Source organism: Klebsiella sp. CN_Kp097 (assembly GCF_040064495.1).
GTDB lineage: Bacteria > Pseudomonadota > Gammaproteobacteria > Enterobacterales > Enterobacteriaceae > Klebsiella > Klebsiella aerogenes.
Map to the genome: position 1 here is coordinate 330,358 of NZ_JBEAIL010000005.1, position 12,218 is coordinate 342,575.

The 12,218-nt window shown below is 55.7% G+C and carries 10 protein-coding genes; 5 read left to right on the plus strand and 5 right to left on the minus strand.

The annotated features are described in order from the left end of the window. Nucleotides 1-24: 24 nt before the first annotated feature. Nucleotides 25-1,428 (minus strand): flagellar filament capping protein FliD, encoded by a 1,404-nt coding sequence (gene fliD / locus ABLV07_RS08285; RefSeq protein WP_348853439.1) that lies wholly within the window; start codon nucleotides 1,426-1,428, stop codon nucleotides 25-27. Between fliD and ABLV07_RS08290 the strand changes: the two genes are divergently transcribed. The 3 genes from ABLV07_RS08290 to ABLV07_RS08300 all read left to right on the plus strand — a co-directional run bounded on the left by ABLV07_RS08290 (nucleotide 1,422) and on the right by ABLV07_RS08300 (nucleotide 3,911). Beyond that, the gene (locus ABLV07_RS08290; RefSeq protein ID WP_047041762.1) at nucleotides 1,422-1,667 is read left to right on the plus strand and encodes a hypothetical protein; all 246 of its coding nucleotides are present in this window, start codon (nucleotides 1,422-1,424) and stop codon (nucleotides 1,665-1,667) included. The genes fliD and ABLV07_RS08290 overlap by 7 nt on opposite strands. 43 nt (nucleotides 1,668-1,710) lie before the next feature. Further along, nucleotides 1,711-2,991 carry a FliC/FljB family flagellin gene (locus ABLV07_RS08295; RefSeq protein WP_047041764.1) on the plus strand — a complete coding sequence of 427 codons (1,281 nt, stop codon included), beginning with the start codon at nucleotides 1,711-1,713 and terminating at the stop codon, nucleotides 2,989-2,991. Nucleotides 2,992-3,188: 197 nt separating this feature from the next. Further along, on the plus strand, nucleotides 3,189-3,911 hold the full coding sequence (locus ABLV07_RS08300; protein ID WP_015704963.1) for an RNA polymerase sigma factor FliA: 723 nt from the start codon (nucleotides 3,189-3,191) through the stop codon (nucleotides 3,909-3,911). A 30-nt stretch (nucleotides 3,912-3,941) separates the two neighbouring features. Here the strand turns inward: ABLV07_RS08300 and ABLV07_RS08305 are convergent, their stop codons facing one another. The 4 genes from ABLV07_RS08305 to ABLV07_RS08320 form a co-directional block, all read right to left on the minus strand. Next, entirely contained in the window at nucleotides 3,942-5,111 is a 1,170-nt protein-coding gene (locus tag ABLV07_RS08305; protein ID WP_046884176.1) for a hypothetical protein, read from the minus strand. 28 nt (nucleotides 5,112-5,139) lie between these two features. Further along, nucleotides 5,140-7,362, minus strand: coding sequence for a TonB-dependent receptor (locus ABLV07_RS08310; RefSeq protein ID WP_334642568.1), 2,223 nt, complete (start codon nucleotides 7,360-7,362; stop codon nucleotides 5,140-5,142). 169 nt (nucleotides 7,363-7,531) lie between these two features. Further along, nucleotides 7,532-8,323 (minus strand): TonB family protein, encoded by a 792-nt coding sequence (locus ABLV07_RS08315; RefSeq protein WP_348853436.1) that lies wholly within the window; start codon nucleotides 8,321-8,323, stop codon nucleotides 7,532-7,534. Further along, nucleotides 8,320-9,183 (minus strand): ChaN family lipoprotein, encoded by an 864-nt coding sequence (locus tag ABLV07_RS08320; protein WP_348853435.1) that lies wholly within the window; start codon nucleotides 9,181-9,183, stop codon nucleotides 8,320-8,322. The genes ABLV07_RS08315 and ABLV07_RS08320 overlap by 4 nt, the downstream gene beginning before the upstream one ends. A gap of 453 nt (nucleotides 9,184-9,636) precedes the next feature. Between ABLV07_RS08320 and ABLV07_RS08325 the strand changes: the two genes are divergently transcribed. Further along, the gene (locus ABLV07_RS08325) at nucleotides 9,637-10,620 is read left to right on the plus strand and encodes an iron ABC transporter substrate-binding protein (protein WP_223848513.1); all 984 of its coding nucleotides are present in this window, start codon (nucleotides 9,637-9,639) and stop codon (nucleotides 10,618-10,620) included. Nucleotides 10,621-10,643: 23 nt separating this feature from the next. Then, nucleotides 10,644-12,218 carry an iron ABC transporter permease gene (locus ABLV07_RS08330; protein WP_042894804.1) on the plus strand — a complete coding sequence of 525 codons (1,575 nt, stop codon included), beginning with the start codon at nucleotides 10,644-10,646 and terminating at the stop codon, nucleotides 12,216-12,218.

The window sequence follows — 12,218 nt, forward strand, 5'->3', positions numbered from 1 at the left end:
GCTGTTTCATTACCTGATTAAGGGTTACTGGGACGAGAACTGCTGTTGTAAGTAGTTACCCGTGCTGCTCAGCTTGGACATCATGGTATCCAACTGAACAAACTGTTGTTTATAGCGATCGATAGTGTTCTGGATGCTGTCGGAAACGGTGTCGATCTGGATATTCAGGCGATCGAGATTGGTGTTGATGCTTTTGGTCGAGTTCTCGATGATGCCGCCCGCTTTAATATAGTTCTGGATTTCATTATGGATTTCGGTGGCCATCCCGGTGTCTTTACCGTTGCCGGCGAAGAAGTTGGCGACCTGATCCGGTTTCTCGTCGAGCGCTTTATTGAGCTTGGTGCTGTCGACTTCAAGCTTGCCGGTTTTGGGATTGGTAGAGATCCCGAGGTTGCCAAGGCCTTTCAGCTCCGGGTTGTCCTGAGCGGCGCTGAGCGCGCTTTTAATCGAGGACTGAATGCCACGCAGGGTGTTATCGCCCAGCAGCGCGCCGTTCTTGGCGCTTTGCGCTTCACCGCTTTTCACCGGGGTATATTTGGTCAGCGAGCCGAAGGTGTCGAGCAGCGAATTATAATTATCCACCCACTCTTTGATTTTGTCGGCGGTGCCGCTTTTATCGATGCCGATCACCAGGTTTTGCGGTTCGCCGGCTTTGGTGGTGGTTTTCAGGTCGATGGTGACGCCCTGCAGCGCATCGGCAATCGAGTTGGTGCTGCGCTTAATTTTGGTGCCGTTGACGATAATCTCCGCATCCTGTCCGGCAACGGTCTGTTTCATCGCGCCGCTGTTGCTGCTGCTGTCGTAATTGAGGATGGCGCCGAGCTTATCGTCGTTATTCACCTGCAACGACACGGTGTTTTTCTCGCCGGTGCTGGTGGAGCTCAGCGCCAGCTGATAGTCATTGTCGCCGACGCGCATGATGCTGGCGGTAACGCCGGCCTTGGCGCCGTTGATGGCATCGCGCATCTCCAGCAGCGAGGTCTGGTCGTCGCTCAGCGGAATCGTGGTCTCTTTCGGCGGATTACCGGCGGTGATCGTAATGGAACGATCGCTATTGCCAGCGGTACCCAGTTTTTCCTGTTGATCGGTAATCGTCGCCTGGGTGGTCAGGGTTTGCGGCTGCGCCAGCTTCTGCACTTCAACGCTATAGTTGCCCGGCACCGCCTTATCGGTGGTGGTGATGGTGAACTGGTCGTGCTTGGTGGCGGTGGTGCTGTTGAAAAACTCCGGCTTGGCCAGCTCCTTGCTCAGGTTATCGAATTTTTCCAGCGAGCTTTTTAACGTGCCGTAAGCCGTTAGCTGCGCGTTATAGCTGGTTTGCTGAGTGGTATACGGCGTCAGGCGCTGTTGTTCCGCCTTGCTGAGTTTGTCCAGTAAACCGTTGAGGTCGAGTCCTGAGCCGATGCCTAAGGAACTGATCGATGCCATTGGTGTTTCTCCTTACTAATGACGTTATTCGCTTATTGCGTTATCGGCCCAGTGGAGAAAAAGTTTACCGAAAAAGTGAAAAAGGCGATGGCGTAATAGAAGAGGGAAAAAGCGCGTTATTTTCGCCATTGGCGGAGGGGGAAAAATTTTTCAAAAAATGGCTAAAGGTTGCAGAGGATACGTCGATACCAGAAGGGACGGTGGTTGACGCCGTGGGCAAGCAAGCCCGAACCTTTTAACCACGTTGCACAGAACGCAACTGACTCGTAAGGAATGCATATAATGGCACAAGTAATTAATACCAACAGCCTGTCGCTGATGGCGCAAAATAACCTGAACAAATCCCAGTCTTCCCTGGGCACGGCGATTGAGCGTCTGTCTTCCGGTCTGCGCATCAACAGCGCCAAGGACGATGCCGCGGGTCAGGCGATCTCCAACCGTTTCACCGCTAACATCAAAGGCCTGACTCAGGCTTCCCGTAACGCTAACGACGGTATCTCCCTGGCGCAGACCACCGAAGGCGCGCTGAATGAAGTCAACGATAACCTGCAGAACATCCGTCGTCTGACTGTGCAGGCGCAAAACGGTTCTAACTCTAAAACAGACCTGCAGTCTATCCAGGACGAAATTACCGAGCGTCTGTCTGAAATCGACCGTATTTCCCAGCAGACCGACTTTAACGGCGTTAAAGTACTGAGTAAAGATCAGTCTCTGACTATTCAGGTTGGCGCTAATGATGGCGAGACTATTAGCATTGATCTGAGCAAAGTTGATGCTAAATCTCTGAGCCTGGATACTTTTAACGTCACCGATATGAAAAACAAAGTGGGTGATAAGGTTACCAGCATTAATACTGCAGGGACGACTACCGTGAAGCCTACGCTTGGTAAGGTAGACAACTCAACCAGTGCTAATTCGTTACAGCAATACCAGGATGGTGGTTCGACTAAGTATGCGGTACTCGATGGCGGTAAATACTATGAAGTTGATGTCGATCCTGCAACAGGTAAAGCCGCAGATATTGATATTAGTACTGCAAAAGAAGTAGCAGGTAAAACTAGCGCTGACTTTAGTGCCGCAGCTGATATTACTGTCCCGGGTACCGGTAGCTCTTCTGTTAAGATCTCTGGTTTAAATGCTGGTGAGGAGCTGCACAAATTCGATGATGGCACCGGTACAGATAAGTATCTGGTAAAAACCACGAACGCCAACGGCGAAGTCATCTATAAAAATGCTGATGTTGATACTACGACGGGTGTGGTTACCACCAAAACTGAAAACACCGATGTTATCAATCCGCTGAAACAGTTGGATGATGCGTTGCAGCAGGTTGACCAACTGCGCTCCTCCCTGGGTGCGGTACAGAACCGTTTCGATTCTGTTATCAACAACCTGAACAGCACCGTGAACAACCTGTCCGCTTCCCAGTCCCGTATTCAGGATGCTGACTACGCGACCGAAGTGTCCAACATGAGCCGCGCGAACATCCTGCAGCAGGCGGGTACCTCCGTGCTGGCGCAGGCTAACCAGTCGACTCAGAACGTCCTGTCTCTGCTGCGTTAATCGCACGTCTGATTACTGTCGCATCGCAACCCCGCTTCGGCGGGGTTTTTGCTTTTTGCCCGTAACCGCCTGGCAAAACGGCTGAATGAGAAAGCATGTCGTAAATAGAGACGCTTTTATGCGGTTTTTCCGGCGATTGGCATTTTTGCCCCTGCGCATAATAGCGCTGACTCTCTTATCCGCAGGTTTCAGAAATAGTGAGCGATTTGTATACCGCCGAAGGCGTGATGGATAAAAATTCCCTCTGGCTGCGCTACGTTCCGTTAGTGCGGCACGAAGCGTTGCGCCTGCAGGTCAGGCTGCCCGCCAGCGTCGAGCTTGACGATTTATTGCAGGCCGGGGGAATCGGGTTGTTGAACGCCATCGAGCGTTACGACTCGCTACAGGGAACGGCCTTTACCACCTATGCGGTGCAACGTATCCGCGGCGCAATGCTCGATGAACTGCGTAGCCGCGACTGGGTGCCGCGCAGCGTACGGCGTAACGCCCGCGAAGTCGCCCAGGCGATGCAGAAGCTGGAGCAGCATCTGGGCCGCCCGGCCACGGAAAGCGAACTTGCGCAGACGCTGGGTATCACCCTTGCCGAGTACCGACAAATCCTGCTGGATACCAATAACAGCCAGCTGTTCTCCTATGACGAATGGCGGGAAGAACAGGGCGAGAATGCCGAACGACTGCTGGAAGGGCACGAAGAGGCCAATCCGTTGCATCATCTGCTGGAAGGCAGCCTGCGCCAGCGGGTCATCGAGGCCATTGAAGCCTTGCCGGAACGCGAAAAAATGGTCCTTACCCTCTACTACCAGGAAGAGCTCAACCTTAAAGAGATCGGCGCGGTGCTGGAGGTGGGGGAATCCCGCGTTAGCCAGCTGCACAGCCAGGCGATTAAGCGCCTGCGCGCGAAGCTGGCCAACGAAGGCTAATAACCACCTGCCGGACAGGTGGTTAGCGGATTACGATTTACGCAAATCAATGCGCAGAATGCGCTCCTTCGCCCCTTCGACAAATACCTCAGGATCCCACTCGCGATTGAACCCTTCTTTAATGCCGACGTACAGGGTATCCATGTCCGGCGACAGCACCATTTGATTCGGATAAACCGGGGCGCGGAATTCATGAGTTACCCGCCAGGTCTTGCCATCCACAACGCTGATGGTGCCGCTGGTGAAATTGCTGACGTACAGCTCGTTATATTTTGGATTGAAGCGCACCGCGTTGGCGCCCACTCCGGTACGCACGTAACCCAGCGATTTGCCGTCTTTCAGATCGAAAATATACAGGCCGTCGTGCGGGCCGCTGCGATCGTCGTGATCGAAGGCGACCACGAAAATACGCCCTGAGTCGGAATCAACGATCAGATTTTGCGCGCTGGCCAACTGCGGTGCGTTAAGCGGGATGGTGCGGACAACCCGCTGGGTTCTGGCATCGATCTCGTTGATATAGTCGCGGCCGCCAACGTAGATCTTCTGCGTCTTTTCATCCAGCGTCAGGCCGTAGGCGGTGCCGCGATAGGCGCCTTTGACTTCCCCTTTTAGCTGTAACGTCGTGCCGTCGAGCATCAGCAATTTATGCAACGGACGCATCCCGTCCTGGGTTTTCAGCATATGGCTGTAGCTGACAAATAACAGGTTAGCGGCGCGGCTGTATACCATATGCCGCAGATGTTCGAAGCGCGCATCGGCGGCGCCGTCGGTGGGGAAGCTCAGGCGCGGACTGGTGCGGGTGATTTTACCGCTGGCGGCGTCGAACTGGCTGATACGCAGCGAAGCCGACTGGGTATGGCCGACATAAAGCACGTGCGCCGACTGATTCATCGCCAGCGAGAAGGCGCGCCAGGGCATATCATAGCGCTGGATAACCTGCAGGGTGGCCGGATTAAAGGCGTAAAGATAGCCTTTATTGGCCGCGCGGTTAACCCGGTCGGTGGCCGCGGCGAATAGCAGGTTGTCGCCGTTGTCGAACGCCAGCTCATAAACCCCTTCGTTGGCTTCCTGCAGGTAATTGGTTTTCATCGCAAAGCGCGATGCCTCCCGCGGCGGCGGATCGATGGCGAAAGCCGGGTGGGGGAGCAGGGCGGCGAGCAGTAGCGCAGCCAGCGGTTTTATCAAGTTGCGATTAGGCATGATGGTTATCCTTGTTGACAAATAGGGCTCAGAACTGGATTTCGCCGCCGAAAATATAGGTGCGGCCGCGGGCGGTGGTGTTAACAGACGCGCCCTCTTTGGCGTTATCGAGACTCTGGTTCATACGGTTTAGCGCTTCGGAGTAGTCACGATTCGTTACGTTCTGTACGCTAAAGCGCAGCAGCACGTTCTCGGTCATCTGCCAGCTGCTATAGAGGTCGATAATGGTCGGGATATTCGGCATGCTCTCTTTAGGCACCGTATTGGTGTCGAGGCTAATGCCTTCGGTACTCAGGCGTTTTGATTTACCGGTGAATTTCACCAGGCTGCCGACGGTGAGTTTGCGATCGAACAGGCGCCCGCCGACATCCACCGTGGCGTAGCTGCTGGGGAGGTCGCTAAGGTCGCTATAGGCGAAGCTATAGACCGTGCTGGCAATAGAGGTGGGCTGATCGGTACGCTGCTTGCTCCATGACACATTGGCGTAGGCAAAACCGATGTCGTATCCGGCTTCAATCTCATAGCCCTCGGTGGTCACCGGCGAGGTCACGTTAACCGAGATGTTGGCGTTGAAATCCGGCGAAGCATTGGCGACATCTTTACACAGCCCGCCGTTGCTGCACAGCAGGAAGGATTCGCTGGTGATGTAATCTTTAATCCGCGAGCGGTAGGTCAGAGCTTTCAGATGCAGGCTATCCTGCTCGCTCAATAATCCTTGTTTGATAACGTTAAAACCGGCCTCCCAGGTTTCGGCTTTTTCCGGTTTCAGGAACGGGTTCATCGATGCGCCGCCCTCGTTGGCGAAGAACACTTCCTGAACGTTCGGCGCACGCGAGGAACGGCTCCAGCTGACAAACGGCTGCAGCCATGGCGTCACCTGAGCGGAGAAGGTCGCCGAGGGATTAAAACCGTTATCTTTGACGTTGAGTTGGGTTGCCCCTTGCGGGAAGCATTTTTCGTTATCTGCACAGGCCGGTTTATAGCCCTGTACCCGGCTACGGGTATAGTTGAGATTAAGATCGAGCTGATAAATATCCTTGTTTAATGTCAGCCCGCTATAGAGCGAGGCGATCTTCTGTTTGCCCGCCGGGGCAAAGGCGTTATGGTCGGTCTCGTTATCCTGCACGAAGCGGCGGGAATAGCGGGTGTCCATTAATTTGCCGCCGAGCTGGAAAGCGGCATACAGATCGTCGGTAATACGAAAACGGCTGGTGTTGTTCATGTCCAGCGCGTTGGACTTATTGGTGGTCGAAGAGTCATTAAAATTATACAGCGACTCCGGTTTATATGCCTGATTGCCGCGGCTGGTGCTGGCTAATACATTGAACTCGACCAGTTCATTGAGCGGCGCGTAGTTATAGCGCAGATAGTAGTCGTCGCTGCTAATATCGCGACGGGTAAAACTATTGCGGTAATTACGCCCGGAAAACTCGAAGCGGTTAAATTGATCGACGTTGAAATTGATTTTATATAGCTGCGAGCGCGGCTCCTGACGCAAATATTTATTATCCTCGCCGATAAACTCTTCGCTGCTGCGTCCGCCGCCGTTTTTATAGGTCGCATAGGTGCGGGTGCCGCTGATGCCGAGTAGCGCGCCAAGGCCGCCGCCGTTATCGAAGGTGTCGGTTTTGCCGGCTACCGTTACCATACCGGTGCGGCCGAGTCCGTTATCGCCCACGGAAAAACGCGACAGCAGGCCGACCTGATGCCCCGGTTTTAACACATCATCGATGCCGATGGTGCGCAGATTGGCGCTGCCCGCCAGCGCGTTGACGCCTTGCGAACCGGCGCTGTTGCCGCGGGTGATATCCACTTCGGCCAGGAAGTTGGGGTCAAGCGGTACTCCGGCGGCGGTATTCGCCCCGCCGTGGTAGTTAGCTGGCGCCATGCCGAAGAAGGTCTGGGTGACGCCATCGACCATGGTGTTTACCCGGCCCAGCCCGTTCATGCCGCGGATATTGACGCTGATGGTGCCCTGCAGCGGGTCGATTTGCGTATAGGTGCCCGCCATGCTGCGCAGCGAGGCATCGAGGCTTTGCAGATTCTTATTGAGCGCTCGCGAACTGTAGGCGCCGGGACGGGTATAGCTCTCCTCTGAGGAGCCGACCTGGCCGGCATTTTCCGCCAGCGGGTTATCGGTAATGGTGATAGGAGAGAAAACCGATTCTCCTTCGCTTTCGGCGGCGAAAGCCTGGCCGTTGACGATAAGTAGCCCGGTAACGAGCCCCGTGATTATTTGTGATTTTTCCATAATCCAATCCTGAGGTAATAAATAGTTAACGCACAAAAAGGGCAGCAGCGTGCATCGCGCTTATTGCTAAGTGCGATGACACATTGCCCAAAATAAAAAATTATTAGCGGTCAGTGACCGTGATAAATAACATCCTGGATGCCTGAATAAATAACAGGGAACCCTGGGTTTATATTTTTAATAAGCCGAACTCCACCGGCAGGGTGACCTTATTTATGCCGTTACGCAGCAGCTCTTTTGGCGGCGGCGGAAGTGGACGCGCATTTTCCAGCGCCATCAGCGCGGCGCGATCCAGTGAATGGGTCCCTGATGAGTTCGCCAACTGCGATTGCAACACCTCGCCGCGTTCGTTGACGCTGAAGGTAATAATGACGGTACCGGTACGTTTACGGCGGCGCGCATCTTCCGGGTAGTGGCGCATTTTGTTGATTTTACCTTTCACCAGCGATTCCCAACTGAGCTTGTTGTCGCTCAGGCGCGCGGCATCGCTATCGAGCGGCGCGGTGGTGCGCTGAGTGAGGACGGCCGGCGCCGGGGGCGCGGCGTAGCTGGTGATGGTTGAATTGCCCTTTTCCTCTTGCTGCTGGCGGCGGGACTGTTTTTTAACCTCGATTTTCTTTTTCCGCTGCGGTTCGGGTTTGCTGGCGGACAGCTTTATTTGCGCATTGTCGTGAATATGCAGCTTCGGCGCTTCTTTCACCGCGGCCGTTTCCTGCTCGGTCATCGCCTCGACTTTGCGCTGCTGGGTGACACCCGGCGGCAGCTCGGGATGAATAAATGACACTTCCAGTTCCGGCGCGTACTCCACCATCACCGCGGCAGGGGGGGCGGCATCCGGCGGCGAGGCGAAATGAACGATAAAAGGCACGGCCAGCGCCAGATGACCCAGCACGCTGGCCGTTGTTCCCGTGAACCAGCGGGGGCGCGACGCTATCAATGGCGTGGAGAGAGGGATATTCATTTTTCCGCCGCCACCGACCAGATGTAATCAGCCTGCTTCGCCGTCGGCGTGGTGCCGTCGGTGGTCAGCAGTAACACCAGCGGATTTTCCGCCTGGAGATCGGCCAGATGCAGCGGTACGCCAATATCTTTAGCCGCATGATAGCCGCCGGCAATCAGCAGCGCCGGGCGCGGCGCGGCTTGCATTTGCGTCGCCATCAGGCGATCGCGCTGCTGCTGAATAGCGAGCATAGAGGTGACCTGCTCGCCATCGATTTGCCCGTTATGCATCAGATAGATAATGGCCGATAGCGATTCATGTACCTGCGGGCTGTTGGAGAGCGTTCCGCGGGGAAACGTGGGATGCTGATAGATGTCGCTCACCTGCTGGCGGCTAAGGTTGGCTGCCAGCAGTGGATAAGGTGCTTGCAGCGCGGTCATCACGACGTCGCGATAAAGCGCCCACGGCCAGCCGGGGTTCCAGCGCAGGGTTTCCGCCGCGCGAGTGGCGCTCACGGTCGTCCCGCTGAGGCTGGCCCGCTTGACCCGATTGACCGCCTCCTGCTGGCTTAGGTCGATCATCTCCATCAGCACGCTACCCTGCGGGCGAAGGGTGTGGAGGTTCTGCAGCAGCCAGCGCTCAATCTGGTGATGCTGAGCGTTGGTATGTTCTTCGCCAACAATAACCAGCGGCGCCTGGGCGAGTTGGTTCAGCAATTGTTGCGGCGTCAGGGTGCGCCCGCTGGCGGTATCACGAATATTCGCCTTCTCTACCAGCGCGTGCTCCCCGGCAGGAGAGAGGGGGTGAACCGGGCTGTGACAGGCGCTCAGTAACCACGTGCAGCCTATAACCAGAGTCTTTAAAAGGGGGTCCTTAAACATAAAATATCCATTTTCGGCTTTTTAGTCGTCTTTTCTTCGTATCTTGCTGCTGTAACAGGATGATATGTGATATTGAGAATGATTATCAAGATCATTCTCATTTAAAATTATTGGCAAGGGTGATGATTTCACCCGGCAAACAGCTGGCCGTTGCTGTGTCGCGGAGAGAATCTGTGAAGACGATCAAGATTTTAAACAGCGATAATATTTAAATCTGCCGGCTTAATGTTGTCTTAATGTTTGTTTCGGTCGCGCGTTGAAATAAGCATTTTGTCATCAGGAAATTCTAATTGGCGGTGTTTTTCACTTTTTTAAAATGATGGTAATTGTTTTCATTATCATTCACATTCCTCTGTGATTTAATCCGTGCCAACCCGGTTTCTCCACGGCTTTTCGACTACCCATACTAAGGATTAGCTTATGAATTTCCGCTTATCGGCATATTGCGCGGCGATGCTCGCTGCTTCGGCTCTGTTTACCGCTCCGCAGGTTATGGCTGCTGACAATGGCGACGGCATTGTGGTGTATAACGCCCAGCATGAAAACCTGGTGAAATCCTGGGTTGACGGCTTTACCAAAGAAACCGGTATTAAAGTCACGCTGCGCAACGGCGACGATAGCGAATTGGGTAATCAACTGGTGCAGGAGGGGTCAGCCTCGCCGGCGGATGTCTTCCTGACCGAAAACTCGCCTTCAATGGTGTTGGTTGATAATGCCAAACTGTTTGCGCCGCTGGATGCCGCGACGCTGAATCAGGTCGCGCCGCAGTATCGTCCTGAGCACGGCCGCTGGATTGGCATTGCTGCCCGCAGCACCGTTTTCGTCTATAACCCGGCGAAAATCAGCGAATCTCAGCTGCCGCATTCGCTGATGGACCTGGCGAAACCTGAGTGGAAAGGGCGCTGGGCCGCCTCACCATCGGGCGCAGACTTCCAGGCCATCGTCAGCGCCATGCTGGCATTGAAGGGCGAAAAAGCGACTCTCGACTGGCTGAAGGCGATGAAAACGAACTTCGTGGCCTACAAAGGCAACAGCACGGTGATGAAAGCGGTCAACGCCGGGCAAATCGACGGTGGGGTGATCTACCACTATTACCGCTTTGTTGACCAGGCGAAAACCGGCGAGAACAGCAAAAACACCAGACTGTATTACTTTAAAAACCAGGATCCGGGCGCTTTCGTGAGTATCTCCGGCGGCGGCGTACTGGCGTCCAGCAAACATAAAGAGCAGGCGCAGGCCTTTATCAAATGGATCACCGGCAAGCAGGGTCAGGATGAGCTGCGTACCAATAATGCTTTCGAATATGCGGTGGGCGTGAATGCCGCCTCTAACCCGAAACTGACGCCGCTGAAAGAGCTGGACGCGCCGAAGGTAGAGCCGTCAACGCTGAATAGCAAAAAAGTGATCGACCTGATGACCCAGGCTGGCCTGCTGTAATTTGATGCTGAAGTGATTTATCTATGTCTGTCCTGAGTCTGGTACTCGGAAAGAAAACAGGACGCCTGCCCGAGCGCAGGCGTCCTGCATTTCCGATGGTTGCCTTAGCTGTACTGTTTTCAGTAATGGCGTTACTGCCGTTAGGTTTTGTGGCCGCGGTGGGGATTGAGACCGGCTGGCCGACCATTAAAGCACTGGTGTTTCGCCCGCGGGTAGCTGAACTGCTCAGCAATACGCTGTGGCTGACGCTGCTGGCGGTGCCTATCTCTATCGTACTGGGCGTGGCGGTGGCCTGGCTCACTGAACGCACCGCGCTTGCCGGGCGTCAGCTATGGCCGGCGCTGGCGGTCGCGCCGCTGGCTATCCCGGCATTTGTCCAGAGCTATGCCTGGGTCAGCGCGGTTCCCTCGCTGCACGGCCTGTCCGCCGGGGTGTTCCTCTCGGTGCTGGCCTACTATCCTTTTATCTACATGCCGGTGGCGGCGGTACTCCGTCGTCTCGATCCGACGCTGGAAGATGTTGCCGCCTCGTTGGGTACGCCGCCGTGGAAGGTTTTCTTCCGCGTGGTGCTGCCGCAGCTGCGGTTGGCTATCTGCGGCGGTGCGCTGCTGGTGGCGCTGCATCTGCTGGCGGAATATGGCCTGTATGTGATGATTCGCTTCGATACCTTCACCACCGCCATTTATGACCAGTTCCAGTCTACCTTTAGCGGCCCAGCGGCGAATATGCTGGCGGGAGTGCTGGCGCTGTGTTGTCTGGCGATTCTGCTACTGGAAAGCGTCTCGCGCGGCAAAGCGCGTTACGCGCGCATCGGCGCCGGCGCGGCGCGCGAACAGAAGCGTCGTCCGTTGGGTAATGTGGCCGCATGGGGCGCGCAACTGCTGCTGTTGACGCTGGTGATGCTGGCGATGGGCGTCCCGCTGCTGGTGCTGTGCCGCTGGCTATGGCTTGGCGGGGTGGAGAACTGGCTGCATGCCGATCTTTGGCATTCGCTGCGCCAGACCCTGCTGCTGGGAGCGGGCGGCGCGCTGCTGACCACCGCCTGCGCGATTCCTATCGCCTGGCTCGGCGTGCGTTATCCGCGCCGGCTGTTTCGCCTGCTGGAAGGCTGTAATTACATCACCAGCTCACTGCCGGGTATCGTCACCGCGCTGGCGCTGGTGACGGTCACCATCCACTATGCCCGTCCGGTGTACCAGACCGAGGTGACCCTGTTCCTCGCCTACCTGCTGATGTTTATGCCGCGAGCGCTGATTAACCTGCGCGCCGGTATCGCCCAGGCGCCGGTTGAGCTGGAAAATGTCGCCCGTAGCCTTGGGCGCAGCCCGGCCCGCGCCTTATGGAGCGTCACCATGCGGCTGGCCGCGCCGGGAGCGGCCGCTGGCGCCGCGCTGGTGTTTCTTGGCGTGAGCAACGAGCTCACCGCGACGTTGCTGCTATCGCCGTTAGGCACCCGCACGCTGTCGACCGGTTTTTGGGCGTTGACCAGCGAGATCGACTACGTCGCCGCGGCGCCCTATGCGATGCTGATGATCGTGATTTCGCTGCCGCTGACGGCGGTTCTTTATGTGCAGTCGAAAAAAATTGCAGGATTGTAA